This window comes from Sphingomonas sp. FW306-1B-B10E (assembly GCF_058782005.1).
Window position 1 is genome coordinate 48,821 of the sequence record NZ_JBYSXG010000022.1, and the last position, 16,499, is coordinate 65,319.

The 16,499-nt window shown below is 69.0% G+C and carries 14 protein-coding genes; 5 read left to right on the top strand and 9 right to left on the bottom strand.

From position 1 onward, the window contains the following. Positions 1–137: 137 nt before the first annotated feature. Both AC3WJI_RS10670 and AC3WJI_RS10675 read right to left on the bottom strand, forming a co-directional pair. Positions 138–335 carry a putative signal transducing protein gene (locus AC3WJI_RS10670; protein ID WP_492757244.1) on the bottom strand — a complete coding sequence of 66 codons (198 nt, stop codon included), beginning with the start codon at positions 333–335 and terminating at the stop codon, positions 138–140. Next, positions 335–1,258, bottom strand: coding sequence for a LysR substrate-binding domain-containing protein (locus AC3WJI_RS10675; RefSeq protein WP_492757245.1), 924 nt, complete (start codon positions 1,256–1,258; stop codon positions 335–337). The genes AC3WJI_RS10670 and AC3WJI_RS10675 overlap by 1 nt, the downstream gene beginning before the upstream one ends. A 90-nt stretch (positions 1,259–1,348) precedes the next feature. On the opposite strand from AC3WJI_RS10675, the gene AC3WJI_RS10680 reads away from it, so the two are divergent. Beyond that, positions 1,349–2,416, top strand: a complete 1,068-nt coding sequence (locus tag AC3WJI_RS10680; RefSeq protein ID WP_492757246.1) for a hypothetical protein — start codon at positions 1,349–1,351, stop codon at positions 2,414–2,416. A 693-nt stretch (positions 2,417–3,109) separates the two neighbouring features. Beyond that, positions 3,110–3,340 (top strand): hypothetical protein, encoded by a 231-nt coding sequence (locus tag AC3WJI_RS10685; RefSeq protein WP_492757247.1) that lies wholly within the window; start codon positions 3,110–3,112, stop codon positions 3,338–3,340. 113 nt (positions 3,341–3,453) lie between these two features. Here AC3WJI_RS10685 and AC3WJI_RS10690 read toward each other — a convergent pair whose 3' ends face one another. Then, positions 3,454–3,915, bottom strand: a complete 462-nt coding sequence (locus AC3WJI_RS10690; RefSeq protein WP_492757248.1) for a hypothetical protein — start codon at positions 3,913–3,915, stop codon at positions 3,454–3,456. Positions 3,916–4,078: 163 nt separating this feature from the next. Between AC3WJI_RS10690 and AC3WJI_RS10695 the strand changes: the two genes are divergently transcribed. Further along, positions 4,079–4,468, top strand: coding sequence for a group III truncated hemoglobin (locus AC3WJI_RS10695; RefSeq protein WP_492757249.1), 390 nt, complete (start codon positions 4,079–4,081; stop codon positions 4,466–4,468). Between the two features lie 43 nt (positions 4,469–4,511). On the opposite strand, the gene AC3WJI_RS10700 is transcribed toward AC3WJI_RS10695, so the two are convergent. After that, positions 4,512–7,691 (bottom strand): autotransporter family protein, encoded by a 3,180-nt coding sequence (locus tag AC3WJI_RS10700; RefSeq protein WP_492757250.1) that lies wholly within the window; start codon positions 7,689–7,691, stop codon positions 4,512–4,514. 357 nt (positions 7,692–8,048) lie between these two features. On the opposite strand from AC3WJI_RS10700, the gene AC3WJI_RS10705 reads away from it, so the two are divergent. Beyond that, entirely contained in the window at positions 8,049–8,846 is a 798-nt protein-coding gene (locus AC3WJI_RS10705) for a FadR/GntR family transcriptional regulator (protein ID WP_492757251.1), read from the top strand. A 90-nt stretch (positions 8,847–8,936) separates the two neighbouring features. Continuing rightward, positions 8,937–10,508, top strand: a complete 1,572-nt coding sequence (locus AC3WJI_RS10710) for an aldehyde dehydrogenase (NADP(+)) (protein ID WP_492757252.1) — start codon at positions 8,937–8,939, stop codon at positions 10,506–10,508. Between the two features lie 88 nt (positions 10,509–10,596). Here AC3WJI_RS10710 and AC3WJI_RS10715 read toward each other — a convergent pair whose 3' ends face one another. The 5 genes from AC3WJI_RS10715 to AC3WJI_RS10735 all read right to left on the bottom strand — a co-directional run bounded on the left by AC3WJI_RS10715 (position 10,597) and on the right by AC3WJI_RS10735 (position 16,426). Beyond that, positions 10,597–10,878 (bottom strand): UvrB/UvrC motif-containing protein, encoded by a 282-nt coding sequence (locus tag AC3WJI_RS10715; RefSeq protein WP_492757253.1) that lies wholly within the window; start codon positions 10,876–10,878, stop codon positions 10,597–10,599. Positions 10,879–10,952: 74 nt separating this feature from the next. Continuing rightward, on the bottom strand, positions 10,953–11,336 hold the full coding sequence (locus AC3WJI_RS10720; RefSeq protein WP_492757254.1) for a Rap1a/Tai family immunity protein: 384 nt from the start codon (positions 11,334–11,336) through the stop codon (positions 10,953–10,955). A 13-nt stretch (positions 11,337–11,349) separates the two neighbouring features. Then, positions 11,350–12,390: an aldose epimerase family protein gene (locus AC3WJI_RS10725; RefSeq protein ID WP_492757255.1), complete on the bottom strand. Its 1,041-nt coding sequence runs from the start codon at positions 12,388–12,390 to the stop codon at positions 11,350–11,352. Continuing rightward, a complete protein-coding gene (locus AC3WJI_RS10730) occupies positions 12,387–14,858 on the bottom strand; it encodes a glycoside hydrolase family 3 protein (protein WP_492757258.1) in 2,472 nt (823 codons plus the stop codon). Before AC3WJI_RS10730 ends, AC3WJI_RS10725 begins: the two co-directional genes overlap by 4 nt. A 44-nt stretch (positions 14,859–14,902) precedes the next feature. After that, positions 14,903–16,426 (bottom strand): ABC transporter permease/substrate-binding protein, encoded by a 1,524-nt coding sequence (locus AC3WJI_RS10735; protein ID WP_492757256.1) that lies wholly within the window; start codon positions 16,424–16,426, stop codon positions 14,903–14,905. Positions 16,427–16,499: the final 73 nt, after the last annotated feature.

Sequence of the window (16,499 nt, forward strand, 5' to 3'; positions counted from 1 at the left end):
TCACTATCACAGGCACGCGCGTGGACTATCTCTGCTAGGTACTGACCTGTTGCCGCCATGTCGACGATCGGGGCGTCGGCTGCCGTTCCCAAGCCAGACGGACAATTGATGCCATCCGCCTGCCGGCGGGCCCTTACCTAAGGATCGAGCAGTGCCCGTGCGGCCTCGACATCCTCGTCGTCGACCATCACCCGGACCGGGATGAGCAGCCAGCTGCCATCGGCGATGCTCGTCCCGGCATCGAAGACGAAGCTTGGAATGTCTTCGCTCTCGAGCCGGCTCTGGACGATATACGCCTCCTGGCGATCGAAACGGCCGAGTTCCACCAGCGCCATCATCCACCTCCATCGACAATCGGTCGGGCAGCCTCGCGTGCCGCGGCCGCCTCCTCGCACAACCAGTCGCGGAACAGCGCGATCTTGCGGCTGTGCCGGCGCGCCACCGGATAGGCCAGCCAGAAGGATCGGCGTGCCGGCACGACCCGCGGGTGCGCGGCGACCAGCCGGCCCGAATCGAGCTCGGCCTGGAACAGGATCGGCGAGGCGATCACCACGCCGTGCCCCGCCAAAGCCGCGGCAACGTCGAGATATTCGGTCGCGAGGCTGGTGCCGAAGCGCGACGGCGGCGGCCCCTCCGCCCATCCGAGCGCCCGGTACCAGGCCGCCCACCAGTCCGGCCGCCCGAGTAGCGGCACGGCAAGCGCGGTGCGCGGATCCGCTATCCCCGCCGCCGCGGCCTTCAGCTCGGGCACGCACAGCGGCATGAACAGGCTGGGGAACAATTCCACGGTGCGCAGCCCCGGCCATTGGCCGTCGCCGTTGCGGATCGCGACGTCGTAGCGCCCCCCGGCAAGGTCCTCGGCCGCGTCGGACACGTCGAGCTGGAGGACGATGTCGGGGTGGAGCGCGCGAAACCGGCCGAGCCGCGGCGTCAGCCAGCTCGACCCGAAGGTGGGCAGGCAGGTCAGCGACAGCCGCCCTTCCTCGAGCTCGGCCGCGCGGGCGAAGCTGGCGCGGAGCCCGGCGAACGCCTTCTCGGCCTCCGCCGCGATCAGCGCCCCCGCCTCGCTCAGCTCGACACGGTGCGGGTGCCGCCGGAACAAGGTGACCCCGAGCTGCGCCTCCAGCTGGCGGACATGGTAGCTGACCGATGCCGAGGATGTGCCGAGCTCGCCGCCTGCCTGGGTGAAGCTGCCGTGCCGCGCCGCCGCCTCGAAGGCGCGGATCGCGGCGAGCGACGGAAGCGGCCGGTCGAGCATAAGTCCAGTTTAGCCTCCAGCGCGAAGCTTCGCATAGCCAAAAGCGTGCGCGTGCGATCTTCTTGGTTCGGAGATCGAGGAGGCGGGCAGATGCGCATACAGGCTTCGCGACGCGAGTGGATCGCCGGCATGACCGCCGCGGCAGCACTGGCGCACCCGCTGCGCGCAGTGGCGGCGACAGATCCCGCCGCGCGGGCGCACGACTGGGACTGGCTGGTCGGCGAATGGGACGTGTGGCACCGTCGGCTCGAACAGCGGCTGGCGAACAACCATGACTGGCGGGAATTCGGCGGCAAGAGCGTGCTGTGGCTGGCGCTCGGCGGGCTGGCGACGATCGACGACAACATCGTCGACATCCCGAGCGGCACCTATCGCGGGCTCACCGTACGGGCATGGGATCCGCGGACCGACCGCTGGGCGATCTGGTGGATCGACGGCCGCAACCCGAGCGTGATCGACCCGCCCGTCCGCGGTGGCTTCGCCGGCGACGCGGGCGTCTTCGCGGGACCCGACATGTTCAAGGGCACCCCGGTGACGGTGCGCTTCCGCTGGCTCGATATCCATAGCCGCCGTCCCCATTGGGAGCAGGCGATGTCGACCGACGGCGGCAAGAGTTGGGAGGTCAATTGGGAGAATTTCTTCACCCGCACCGCCCCGGTCGCGACCACGCTGCCGATGATCGCGGGTCATCCGCGCGACTTCGACTTCATTCATGGCAGCTGGGCGGTGCGGCATCGCCGGCTGCGCAAGCGGCTCGCCGGGAGCAGCGACTGGGAGCGCTTCACCGGCACCTTGGTCAATCGTCCGGCGCTCGGCGGGCACGCCAATATCGGTGACAATCGCTTCGATCGGGCCGGCGGCGCGCAGACCGGAATCGGACTGCGCAGCTTCGACCCGAAGACCGGCGAATGGCTGAGCTGGTGGCTCGACGGCCGCGACCCGACCGGGTTCGGGACGCCGCTGCGCGGCCGCTTCGCCGACGGCGTCGGCAGCTTCGAGAGCACGGACATGCTCGACGGCCGCCCGGTTCTCACCCGCGTCCGCTGGTCGGCGATCACCGCGAACAGCGCTCGCTGGGAGCAAGCCATGTCGGCCGACGGCGGCACCAGCTGGGAGACCAACTGGGTCAGCGAATTCGAGCGCGGGGGATGCCGGTGAAGTTGCGCAAGTTGCCGGCCTGGCAGCATGAAGCGGCCAATGCGCCCGCGAAGCGACGGGTTTGCGCCTGCGAAGCGACCGTTGCGCGACACTGACGCGCCACCCACGCGACACCGACGCGCCAATCGCGCGACGGCAACGCGATGCCGACGCGCCGGCAAGGCCGCAGCGACGCGACACCGACGCGCCGGCAAGGCCACAGCGACGCGACACCGAGGCGACTGCGACGCGACCGCCGCGGGATCCGGCGCGAACGGATTGATCAGGCGCCGGGCGTGAACGGCGAGGGCCTGGTCCCAGTCGCGGTCGAACGGTCCCGGCGAGGCGACAACGCAACCGATGCGCGCTCGACCGCGACATCCCCGCAACCCGCGCCGCGCGCGCGACGATACAGCGCGGGCTGGCAGAGTCATGGACGGCACAGGCACGGCATATGCCGAGGCCTGCATGGCGGGCGTCGAGGTGCGATTCCATCTAACAGTATGGAGCAGATCAAATCCTACATTTAAAGGGCCGCACCATGGTTGGCGCGCAGGCGGGCCGGTGCGGCGCGGGGGCACGACTTGCTCACCGCGCGGCGAAGCGGCGCCGGCTTCGCGTCCGCGCGACCGCTGCCCGGCGCGGTCAACACAGCCGCGAACGCGTTCGACGCCAGCTTCCTGCGCGACGGCACGACGATCGGGTTCGCGCGCGATGGGCTTCCGCACCGACACGGTGATGCTGTTCCACGCTACGCGCGGCGCGCAGGGTCATGACGGCGGAACGCCCCTTCCCGCATCGATCGACAATGGCGCCGACCCCTATGGCGCGCCGCTCGACTGGTCGGACCGCGACGGGCTGACCTTCTCCCGGCAAAGCGCGCAAGGTGGCATGGACCTGTATCGGATCCGCTATCGCCTCTTCCGGGGCAATTCTCATCGCTGAGCTGTTCCCCGGCGAAGGCCGGGGCCAGTTGCACACGCTCTCGACGGCGCTGCGCCCTATCGTCTTCGCCGAAGCTGGGCCCCGGCCTTCGCCGGGGAACAAGTAAGGCTATCCTATTCCCGATGCCGCCTGACTCGCGCACCCAGGATCAGCGCGATCGGAACGCCGACCAGCAGGATATGGACCGCAAGCGGCAGCGCGATCCCGACGAGACCGTTGGTGGCGCGCGCGGTCCCCGGCCAGCGCAGCGGCACCACGATCCAGTACATGATCAGATACAGCAAGGCGCCATAGCCGACCCCATAGGCCAGCCGGAACCTGCCGAGCCGCGGCAGCCGCGGCGCGGCCAGCGCGAACGCCGCCACCATGATCGTCATCAGCGCATAATGGACGACGAGCCCCGCGGACGCTCCCCTCCAGCCCTGCGCGAGCGGCCAGTCGCCGAGCGGCCCCGACGCGACGCGCTGGAGCATGGCGTCGACCGGCTTGCCTCGGGCCGACGCGATCACGACCGCCGACAGGATGTCGAGCGTACCCGCGACCAGAGTCGTCACGGCGATGGATTTCCCCCGCATGCCCCCTCCTTGGTTCGCGCGATTGTGCGCCCGCGCACTCGGGCGCGCCAGACAATTTGTCCAAGCGCGCCGACCTTGAAGATCGGCTATGGCCCGCCAGGTTGGAGGCGCGTTCCGACCCGATGGGATCGGGCAACCACGCGCCCGCAAATTTGAGACTGCCATGACGCTCGAGCTTACCGAAGATGATCTCGCCCGGGTGGTGGATGCCTTCTACGCCCGTGTCCGCAGCGACGAACTGCTCGGGCCGATCTTCAACGGCGCGATCCACGACTGGCCGGGGCATCTGGAGACGCTCCAGGCATTCTGGTCCTCGGTGATGCTGACAAGCGGGCGCTACAAGGGCCAGCCGATGGTGGCGCATGCGCGGCATGCGACCCAGCTGACCCCGGCGACTTTCGAGCGATGGCTGGCGCTGTGGCGCGAGACCACCGACGCGTTGCTGCCCGCCGAGGGCGCGGCGGCGATGCAGGAAAAGGCTGCGCGGATCGCCGAGAGCCTGATGCTGGGAATCGATTTCTATCGGAACCGCGCGCTCGGCATGCGCGGCTGAAATGGACACGGCGCCGGGATCTCTCCCGGCCCCGTGCCTCTGGTCAGAAGCGGAAGCTGGCGTCCACCACCGCGCGATCGTCGCGGTAGAGCGCATGCCCGATCCGCCGCTCCACGCCTGCGCCGAACGCGACCGGACCGTTGACCAGGCGGAAGCCGCCGCGAACCTCGCCATAGGTCGCGTCGCCGTTCATCAGCGGCAGCAGCATCGCGACGTCGGGCGCCGCGGCGAAGCGGACCAGCATCGACCCGCGATTGCCCGCGAGCGTGTGGACCATGTCCGCAGTCATCTGCGGCACCAGAGTCCAGCTGCCCATCTTCGCCGATCCGCCGAACTGCAGCCCGGCGCGCCCGTCGAAGGTCGACGCGCTCATCCGGTCGACCTGCAGCGCCAGCTCGCCGCCGCCTTCGCGGAACGGCGTGTAGGCGAAGGACGAATAGCCGAGCGACACGCGCGGGGTCAGCGTCAGCTTCTGCCCCATGTCGAGGTTGACGCCCGCTTCGGCGCGGGCGGCATAGCGGCTGATGTTGGCGCTGCCGGCGAGCCGATAGGCGGCGTCGCCCGTGCTCGCCTCGCGGCGCAGCCCGGTGCGCGTCTGCTCGGCCGTGCCGACGCCGGCGAGATAGGCGCCGCCGCCGAGCCGGTGCGAGCCGTAGACGCTGATCTGCGACACGCGGCTGTCCGCCTCGTCGCCGCCGCCCGGCCGGCTGGTGCCTTCCGAGAAGCCGACCGCGGTGCCGAGCGTGGTGTAATCGGCGACCTCCATTTCGAGGCCCATGCCGACATACCAGCTCTGCTGGCCGTTCATCTGGCCGCGCACGCCATAGCCGGCCCCGCCATTGGCGAAGCCGCCCGAGATGAAGCCGGACACCGTCTCCGGCAGGTTGCCGATGCTCGTGGTGCTCGGCAGCAGCGCACGGACCGTGCTCGACCGTGCCGCGGTCTCGCCGCGATCGACGCTGGTGAGACCGGTCAGCGCGTCGGGGGTGCCGACGATGCTGAGCTGGCCGGCGGCACGGCCGGTACCGAGCATCGACAGGCGGTCGGTGACGGCGTTGAGCATCACCGTCGACTGGCGCTGCTGGAGCGCTCGCGACTCGCCCATGATCGCCGGATTGAGCCCGCGCAGCGTCGACGCCATCTGCTCGGGCGCCATCAGGTCGACCGCGCCGTAGAGGTTGTAGAGGTTGTCATAATGCTTCGCGCGCAGCGAATCGAGCGCGCTGGCGAAAACGCCGGCGGTGCCGCTGCCCTTGCCGAGGAAGGCCGCCAGCGAGCCGGCGTTGAGCGTCACCGTCACCGAGTTCGCCTGATAGGTCACCGTCGGCTGCAGCACGCCGAGGCTGGTGCTCGTCACATTGCCGAAGGTACCGTTGACCCCGCCGGCCGCGGTCAGGAACACGAAGCTCTGGCCGTCGCGCGGTGCGCTCGACATCACGCCGCGCGTGAACGCCACGGTGCCGCCCAGCGCGGCGATGCCGGTGTTCTGGGCGTCGCCCTGGACGATCAGCCGGTCCCATTGCGACTGGCCGAGATCGATCGCCAGCTTGGCTCCCGACGACAGGATCAGGTCACCGCGCACCGTCAGCGTGCCCGCGGCCGTCGCGCCCGGCGACACCGTGGCGGCGCCGATGGTCAGATAGGTCGGGTCGATCGTGCCGGTGCCGCTGAGCGTCCCGGTCGCGATCATCGCCTCGCGCGAGCGCAGCAGGCCGTCGACATTGGTCCAGCCCGACCACTGCGTGAAGTCGGTGAGGACGTTGAGCTGGCCGGTGTTGCGGACGTCGAGAATGTGTGCGCCGTTCACCGTCAACCGGTCGATCGTGCGGTTGGTGCCGAGGCTGGTAAGGCCGTTCGACGCCAAGGTGACGTCGTAATAGCGCGCCTTCACCCCCAGGGTCGGGTTGGCGACGACGTTGTTGGGCACGAAGTTGGTCGTGCCGGGGCCGCCGACGATGTAGATCGGCGTGCCGTTGCCGGTCGGGAACGGCGTCGCTTCGTCGTCATTGGCGAGATTGGTGCAATCGTCGAGGAAGCAGATCGAACCGAACTTGACCGTGTTGCCGCTGACGCCGAGCGCCGGCGTGTCGGGCAGGCCGTTGACCAACTGGCCGTTGACCGTGATCGCATAGTTCGGATCCATGTCCTGGACCCAATGGCTGGCATCGTCCCAATCGCCCGCGCCTGCCTTGGCGCTGGCATAGACGTAGCTGTTGTTGGCGACGATCGCGTCCCAGAACAGGAACAAGGGCTGATAGAAGCTGTGCGTTCCGTAGGTCGAGAATTTCTGGTTGGTGAAGAAGCGCGACCCGCCCGAGAGCACGCCGACCACCACCGACTTGTTGAACTTCTGATCGACGATCAGCGGGCCGCCCGAATCGCCGCCGCCGGTGGTGCCTTCACGCGGGAGCGCGCTGCCGTTGAACAGGTCGAAATCGTAATTGCCCGTATTGGGGTTGTACGCCGCCTGGCCCGCCGGACTGTCGAAGTCGGTCATGTAAAGGCTTTGCGGATTGACCCCGGTCTCGCCGAACAGCCATTCGTCGCGGTCGTTGAGCGAGCCGAGCACCGACAGCATGTTCTCGGCGACGCGGCGGCGGAAATCGATTCCCGCCTCGCCGGTCGCACTGGTGCCGCGATTGCCGTAGCCGGTGATCACCGCATGCGTCTCTTCGGTCAGCGGCGAGAACAGCATCGTCCAGGTCGGAATGCCCGTCGCCGGGGCGTCGAGCGTCGCCAGCGCGACGTCGCCCTCGAGGAAGCTGTTCGCGGTCGGCGTGGTCGAGCGCTGGTCGTACCAGACCTGCTCGACATTGTAGAGCGCATTGGCGGTGTTGGTGGCATAGTTGCCGGCGCCGAGCCACTGCTGGAGCGCGGGCCGGTTGTCCATCTTGAACCCGACGCTGATCCCGGTGCCGCCGGTCGCCTTGCCATAGCTGGCGGCGGGGGCTTCGTTGACGCAGTGCGCCGCGAAGATCACGGTGCGCGGATTGATCAGCGTGCCGGTGCACAGGCCGACGAACCCGCCGCCCTCGTCGACGGTGACTTGGCCGACGCCGGTGATGTCGACCGGATCGAGGACCCCGGTCGGCGGCAGCGTGTTGGGATTGAGATCGTTGCGGATGACGATCCCGGGCGTGTTCTCGACCCCGCTGGGACGATCCTGGGCGAACGCAGTGTTGGCCAGCGCGATTGCGCCGAGCGCGGCAGTCCCTTGCAGCACGTGCCGAAGCGCCGTGCGAGCCGGTGTCGAAGCCATAGTCCTTAACTCCCCTGTTGGGAGCGACTGCCCTCGGCGCGAGCCACCGTCGCCCCCAAATCGGGACCGACGAACCCCAAACGGGATTCGGCAATCCCGGCGACTCGCAACATGCACGTTAACAGCGAAGTTTAACCTTGAAAGCTTTTTGTAACATTCTTTCGCAGCAACGATTTTCACTATTACTACGGCTGTTCATGGCGTGACCTGAGAACGCCCATAGTGATGGCGGACAGCCTTTATGTGGACGGCGATTGCAGCTAGAGAGCAGCGCTGGCCGCCCCTCGCCGCGTTCGGCCGCCGCATGCCAGTCAGGAGCCGATGGCCACCGCCCAGAACAAGCCGCAGCCCGATGCCAAACCGCAGCGCGTGCGCCGGCGCACGCCGCGGCCGCGTTCGCTGCGGCTGCACGGCACGGTGGCACGGACGCTCGGCATCCGCATCGTCTCGGGCGCGCTCGCGCCCGGCGCAATCCTCGAAGGCGAGATCGCCGCGAGCAGCCAGTTCAACGTGTCGCGCACCGCTTATCGCGAGGCGATCCGCATCCTCGCCGCCAAGGGCCTGGTCCATTCGCGGCCGAAGATCGGCACCCAGGTCTCGCCCCGCAAGGAATGGCATCTGCTCGATCCCGACGTGCTCGGCTGGATCTTCGCCGGCGAGCCCGATCCCGGTCTGATCGCCAATCTGTTCGAGCTGCGCCGCATCGTCGAGCCCGATGCCGCGCGGCTCGCCGCAACACGGCGGACCGCCGAGCAACTCGCGCGGATGAAGGCGGGGCTCGACGGTGTCGCCGAGCACGGCTTCGCCACCGAGGCGGGACGGCACTGCGACCAGGATTTCCACTCGGCGCTGCTCGAGGCATCGGCCAACGACTTCGTCATCTCGCTGACCAGCGGCGTCGCCGCGGCGATCGCGATCACCACGGCGTTCAAGCAGCACCGGCTGCCCGCCCCGCACGACGCGCTGCCGGTCCACCTCGCCGTCTACGAGGCAATCGCGGCGCGTGACGCCGAGGGCGCGCACGATGCGATGGCGCGGCTGGTCGAGCGCGGCCTTACCGATACGATGGAGGCGCGCGATCCCGGCGCCGGCGCCGGGACGGTGGCGGTTTGCTGCTGAGCTTCGGGTTGCACCACGCCCCTGCCGTGCTTAAATCGCCCGGTATACATTGTTACCGCTAACTTAATTTTGTCACATCGGAGAGTTCGCATGGCGCTGACCGGGGAATTGTTTGTCGCATCGAAGCGCGTCGCGCGCGACGGACCGGGCTTCAAGGCCATCGCCGCGGCCACCGGCGCCGAGATCGAGCCGAGCTTCAGCGTCGCCACCACCGACGATGTCGAGACCGCCTGCGCCGCTGCCGAAGCCGCCTTCCCGATCTATTCGGCGCTGCCGCGCGAGGATCGCGCCAAGTTCCTCGAAGCGATCGCCGACGAGATCGAGGCCTTGGGTGACGAACTGGTCGAGCGCGCGATGCAGGAGAGCGGCCTGCCCCAGGCGCGCCTGACCGGCGAGCGCGGACGCACCGCCGGCCAGCTCCGCCTGTTCGCCAAGGAGCTCCGCCTCGGCGACTATCTCCGCGCCCGTATCGACCACGCCATTCCCGATCGCGCCCCCGCGCCCAAGCCCGATCTGCGGCTGCGCATGGTGCCGCTCGGCCCCGTCACCGTGTTCGGCGCGTCGAACTTCCCGCTCGCTTTCTCGGTCGCCGGCGGTGACACCGCCGCGGCGCTCGCCGCCGGCTGCCCGGTAATCGTCAAGGGTCATTCGGCGCATCCCGGCACCTCGGAGCTGGTCGCCGGCGCGATCACCCGCGCCGCAGCCAAGACCGGCATGCCCGAGGGCGTGTTCTCGCTGATCAACGGCGCGGGCAATTCGGTCGGCTCCGCGCTGGTCACCGATCCGCGGATCAAGGCGGTCGGCTTCACCGGGTCGCGCGGCGGCGGCACTGCGCTGATGAAGCTCGCCCAGAACCGCCCGGTGCCGATCCCGGTCTATGCCGAGATGAGCAGCATCAACCCGGTGTTCCTGCTCCCCGGTGCCCTCGCCGCGCGGGCGGAAGCGCTCGGCAAGGCGTTCGTCGCGTCGCTGACGATGGGCGCGGGCCAATTCTGCACCAATCCCGGTCTCGTCCTTGCGCTCGAAGGCCCCGATCTCGACACCTTCGTCGCTTCGGCGACCGAGGCGATGATCGGCGCGCCGTCGCAGGTCATGCTCACGCCCGGCATCCACAAGGCCTATGAGAGCGGCGTCGCGCGCTGGGCTTCGGCGCCGGCGCTCAAGCTCGTCGCACAGGGACAGGAAGCCGCAGGGCCGACTTCGGGCCGCGGCGCGCTGTTCATGATGACCGGCGCCGACTTCATCGCCGATCCGAGCCATGCCGAGGAAGTGTTCGGCGCCGCCTCGCTGCTGGTGCGCTGCGCCGATGTCGAGCAGCTCAAACAGGTCGTCGCCCTGATCGAGGGCCAGCTCACCGCGACGCTGCACCTCGAAGAGAGCGACACCGATGCCGCCCGCGCGCTGCTGCCGGTGCTCGAGAACCTTGCCGGGCGCATCCTCGCCAATGGCTGGCCGACCGGCGTCGAAGTCACCGATGCGCAGGTCCATGGCGGGCCGTTCCCGTCGACCTCGGACGGGCGCAGCACTTCGGTCGGCACGCTGGCGATCGAGCGCTTCCTGCGCCCGGTAGCCTATCAGGACCTGCCCGCCGCGCTGCTCCCCGCCGAGTTGCGCGACGATTCGAGCGTTCCCCGCCGCGTCGACGGCAAGCCGACGCTCTAAGCGCCGGCAGTCGCTATTCGAAGAAAAGCGGAGCGCTGCACCCGGCGGCGCTCCGCTTTTTCGTATTCGCTGCGATCGCCTTCGAATCCTATTTCCCACGCCGGCGATTGGTGGCTGTGGTCATGGGGTCCGGCTTTTTCGGCTTCTTCCAGTCCGGCGGGGGCGTCATGCGTTGCTGGCTGGTGCCCAACCCCATCGCGCCCGGCTGCTGCCGTGTCAGGCCGGACGTGTCCGCATCGCGCGCGGCGTCGGGCGTTGCCCCGCCGCGCAGCAGGTTGATCCGATCGCGAAGCCGGCGCGCCTCCTCGAAATCCATTGCTTCGGCGGCGGCTTCCATGCGCTTCTGTAGATCGTCGATCGAATCGCTCATGCCGCTGCAACGCGACGTCCGTGGCTAGGCTCCGCTTGGCCTTGAGATATTCATGATGGCGGCGCGCCGGCGCTTCAGTGCCGGCAGGGAAAGCGCTCCAGCAGCGCCGCGCGTACCAGCGCGCTCCCGTGGCTTTCCGCCATTGCCGGCCGCCGCTTGAGATAGCTTCGGACCGCGTCGACCAGCGACTCGGTGTCCAGCCCGCCGCCGGCCGGACAGATCCGGTGGTCGAGAAGCAATTGGTCGGCGACAGCGGTCACATAGGTCGTGCAACTACGCGCGGCGGCGCGCCGGCCCTGACAGGATTTCGCGATCAGCTGGCCTTCGATCGAGAGAATAGCGGGCGGCGGCGGCGGAACGGGCGGGACCTGCCAGGACCGGTGCGCCTGATCGTCGTCGGGCACTTGCTGACGGACCGCGACCGGCGTCGACAGCAACGCTGCGACAATCAGGAACATCGCGAGTCCTCCCCTAGGCGAACGCCTCGACCCTATCCTTCGCCGTGCGGAACCGGAAGGCGATGTCGTGGCGATATTCCCGCCCCGGATCGAGCCGCGCCGAGGGAAAGTTGGGCTTGTTGGGGCTGTCGGGGAATTTCTGCGGTTCGAGGCAGAGGCCGCCGCGCATCGGGTAGATGCCACCGCCGGTGCCGGGTGCGCCGCCGGCGAGATGGTTGCCGGTATAGAGCTGCACCCCCGGCTCGGTCGAATGTACGTCCATCACCCGGCCCGAAGCGGGATCGAACAGAGTCGCGATGCGCCGGATCGTCCCCGCCGCGCCGACCAGGACGAAATTGTGATCATAGCCCTTGCCGAGCGCCAGCTGCGGATCGTTCGCGGCGATGTCTCGGCCGACGGGCTTGGGGGTGCGGAAATCGAACGGCGTGCCATCGACCGGGCGCAGCTCGCCGATGGGGATCAGGCCGGCGTCGACCGGGGTGAACTGGCTCGCCGGGATCTGGAGGATATGATCGAGCACGGTCGCACCACTGCTCTCGCCGGCCAGGTTGAAATAAGCGTGGTTGGTCAGGTTGACGATCGTCGCGCGGTCGGTGGTGGCCCGCAGCGCGAGCGTCAGCCCGTGCGCCTCGATCGCATAATGCGCCTCGACATGGAGGTTGCCGGGAAAGCCGTGATCGCCGTCAGGGCTTTGCAGCGCGAAGGTCACTGAATGCGCATCGCGCGCCGCGACCGTCCAGTCCTGCACGTCGAAGCCGCCCGGCCCCGAATGCAGGCTGTTGGCGCCGTTGTTCGCCGGCAGCCGGTATTCCACGCCGTCGAGGCTGAACCGCGCGCCGCCGATGCGGTTGGCGTAGCGGCCCGCGATCACGCCGTAGAAGCGCGGATGCACACGATACTCCGCGAGATCCCGATAGCCGAGCACGACATTGGCGGGCGTGCCGTCGCGATCCGGCACGTCGAGCCGGTGCAGCGCCGCACCGAGCGTGAGCAGCTCGGCGCGGATGCCATGGCGGGCGATCGCGATCGTCTGGATCGCGGCGGCTTCGCTCACGGTTTGGCGCCGGGGCAGGTCGAGACGTTGGGGTCGGAGACGATCCGGATGTCGGCGATGCTCAGCCCGAACGGCCCCGATGCCTGGAGCACCACCGGCGCGCTGACCTTGGTCAGGTCGACGCCGTTCTGCTGATAGCATTTGAGGAAGATCTTGGCGGTCTTCCAGGTGCCGGCCGGCCCGGCGAACAGGCTGGTCGCGTCGATCGTCCCCTTATTGGCGCCGCCTTCCATCGACAGGCGGACCTTGCCGGCGGGTGCGCGATCGACGCGGTAGCTGATCTGCAGCGACAGGTCGCCATTGGCCTCGCGGGTGAGGTCGAGATCGCTACCGCCGCCGATCCGCAGCGTCGCCGGGCCGTTCGGCCAGACGAGCTGCTGCGCGCCTTCCTGCGTCTGCGGGCCGTCGACGGTCCGCCGCGTTATCCGGCTGTCGGTCGCGAAGGAGAAGGGCGCGGGGGTCACGCCCTTGGCGAAGAAAGTGCCGGTATTGCCGAGCGACGGGTCGAGCCCGGCTTCCTCGCTCAGCGCGGGCACGGTCCCGCTTTTGGCGTAGCTCAGGCCATAGCCGAGCGCGAACAGCGGGTCGTAGCCGGGCTTGCCCTTGTTGTTGGCGAACTGCCCCGCGGTCTTGGGCCAGCTGAACGACAGACGTCCCTTGAAGTCCATGCGCGGCTTGCCCTGCGCGTCGCCGACCAGCACGTCGGCGATACCGCCGCCCTCGCTACCCGGCAGCCAGGCCGCGACGAACGCGTCCGAGGCGTTGATCTCCGGGTTGGTCCAGAGCGGCCGTCCGGAGAGGAACACCGAAACCACCGGTACGCCGGCATTCTTGAGCTTCTTGAGCAACGCCAGTGCCTGCTTGTCGCCGGGCTGGAATTCGAGCGTGCGCAGGTCGCCGCGCATCTCGGCATAAGGCTGCTCGCCGAACACGACGATCGCAACGTCGGGCTGCGCAGTGAAGGTGCCGTCGGGCGAGTAGCTCGCGGTGCCGCCGGCGGCCTCGACGGCCTTCTTGACGCCCGAGAAGATCGTCTCGCCATTGGGGAACAGCTCGTTGCCGTTGCCGTCGCCCTGCCAGCTCAAGGTCCAGCCGCCGGTCTGCATTCCCATCGAGTCGGCGCCGGGGCCGGTGACCAGCACTCGGGCGCTCGCCTTTACCGGCAGCACGCCATTGTTCTTGAGCAGCACCAGCGACTCCGCCGCGGCCTGGCGCGCGATCGCGCGGTGCTCGGCATTACCCAGCACATTGGTCTTGCCCTCGATCGGGCGGGCGGGGTCGAACAGCCCGAGCTTTGCCTTGACGCGCAGGATGCGGCGCACCGCGTCGTCGACCCGCGCCATCGGGAGCGTGCCGTCCTTTACGTGCCGCACGGTCGACTCGAACAGCCCCTTCCAGCTGTCCGGCGCCATCGCCATGTCGAGCCCGGCGTTGAACGTCGCGGCGCAATCGGTCGCGGTGCAGCCGGGGATCTGGGCGTGGCCGTTCCAGTCGCCGACGACGAAGCCCTGGAAGCCCAGCCGGCCCTTCAGCACGTCGGTGAGCAGCGACTTGTTGCCGTGCATGCGCGCGCCGTTCCAGCTGTTGAACGATGCCATCACGGTGAGCGTGCCGGCTTCGATCGCCTTGGGATAGCCGGCGCTGTGGATCGCAACCAGTTCGTCCTCGCTCACCCGCGTGTCGCCCTGGTCGACGCCGTTGAAGGTGCCGCCGTCGCCGAGGAAGTGCTTGGCGGAAGCGGCGACCTTGCCCTTCTGGATGCGCCCGGTGGTGCCGGGCTCGCCCTGCAGTCCGCGGACCATCTCGCCGGCATAGGACCGCACGAGCGCCGGATCCTCCGAATAGCCTTCGTAGCTGCGCCCCCAGCGATCGTCCTGCGGCACCGCAAGCGTCGGGCCGAACGCCCAATCGGGACCGGCTGCCGCGGTCTCCTCGGCGGTCGCCGCGCCGATGCGGCGCATCAGCGCGGGATCGTTGGCCGCACCGAGCCCGATATTGTGCGGGAAGAGCGTCGCGCCGACGACGTTGTTGTTGCCGTGGACCGCGTCGACCCCGAAGATCAGCGGGATCGTCACGCCGCCCGGATGCGGCTCCATCGCGACGGCGCGGAAGGCACGCGCGGTAGCGACCCAATCGGCCTGACCGGAGCGGTCATTGCCCGAGAGCGGCGGCGAATTGCCCCCGGCGAGGATCGAGCCGAGCGGATATTTGCGCAATTCCTCTGGCTTGATGCTGCCGATATCGCCCTGGATCATCTGCCCGACCTTCTGCTCGAGCGTCATCTTGGCGAGCAGTCCCGAGACGAACTTCTCGGTCTCGGGATCGACCAGCCCCTCGCTCGCGGTCCTGGGCCATTTCGCAGGATCGGCGACGGTGGTCCCAGACAGCGCTGTCGGCGCTTGCTGCGCCAAGGCCGGCGCGGCCCAGAAAATCGTGGTTGCAAGCAACAGCTTCGTCCCAGGCCGCATCTTCACTCTCCCCGTTCGTGCTTTGTGTTAGCGATACCGCAAACTCAGCGCCCGAGTCCACGCGCCAGCCATGCGGCCGCCTGGTCGGGGCTTCGCTTATCGGCGTCGCGGTCGACGAGATAATTGGCCTCGCGCATCTTCTCCACTGGAATCGCGCCGATCAGCGGGCGCAGTGCCGCCTGAAAGCGCGCGTCGCCGGCGCGGCGCGGCGCGAGCAGCAGGATCGCGTCATAGCCGGGGATCGCGCCCTTGGGATCGCGCAGTACCGTGAGCTTGTCGGCGGCGATCCGGCCGTCGGACGAGAAGGCCGGGATGACATCGGCCTCGCCGCTGGCCAGCGCGCGGTACATGAAGGTCGGCTGATACGGGTGCGCCGATTTGAAGCTGAGCCCATAGGCGCGCCGCACCGCCGCCCATTCGGAGCGCTCGAGGAATTCGACATCGGTGGCGAAATCCAGCTCGCCCGCCTGGCGCGCGAGATCGTCGAGGCTGGCGATGCCGCGGCGCTTCGCATCGTCGCCGCGCATCGCAAAGGCATAGGCATTCTCGAACCCCAAGGATCCGAGCAGGGTCACGCCGTGCGTCGCCTTCGCCCATTGCGCGACGCCGTCGACGATCGCCGCGCGCGGCGGCACGTCGCTGCGCTTCATCTGGTTGGTCCAGATCGTCCCGGAATAATCGACATAGACGTCGACATCGTTCGCCGCGAGCGCCCCGAACGCCACCGCCGAGCCCAGCCCCTCGCGGTAGCGCACCTCGTATCCCGCCGCCTCGAGCCGGTGCCCGATCAGCCGGGCGAGGATGTACTGCTCGGAGAACCCCTTGGCGCCGACCGTCACGGTGCCGCGCGCCGCGGGCCATGCCGGCGCGAGTGCGATTCCCGCGAGGGCGAGCAACGCGACGAGGCTGCCCCAGACCAGCCCGCGCTTGCGCTGCGCGATGCCGAGCTCGGCCAGCCCGAGCAGTGCGTCGACCCCGATCGCCAGCGCCGCGGCGGCGACGCAGCCGGCAAGCACCAGCGCCCAGTTCTGCGTCTGCAATCCGGCGAAGATCAGGTCGCCGAGGCTCGGCTGGCCAACCGTGGTCGACAGGGTCGCGGCGCCGATCGTCCACACCGCGGCGGTGCGGATCCCCGCCATCAGCACCGGCGCGACGAGCGGCGCCTCGACCAGCCACAATCGCTGGTTGCGCGTCATCCCCATCCCGTCCGCCGCCTCGATCACCGCCGGATCGAGATTGGCGAGCCCGGTGACGCCGTTCCGCAGGATTGGCAGCAACGCGTAGAGCGACAGCGCCAGCAACGACGGCAGGAACCCGAGCGCGGGGATCCCGCCGCCGACCAGCGCCGAGAGCCAGAGCAGGATCGGGTAGAAGAGCGCGAGCAGGGCGAGGCTCGGGATCGTCTGGACCAGGCTGGCAAAGCCGAGCGCGACGCGCGCCACCGGCTTGCTCCGCGAGGACAGCACCGCGAGCGGCAGGCTGACGACGAGCCCGAGCAACAATGCGGCGAAGGCGAGCAACAGATGCTGCGCGAGCAATTCGGGAACGCGGGCGAAGGCGGCGGTCATCGATCCTCCCCGGCACGGGGAGGGGGACCAGCCGCAGGCTGGTGGAGGGGGCTCTCCACCGGCGACACCCTAT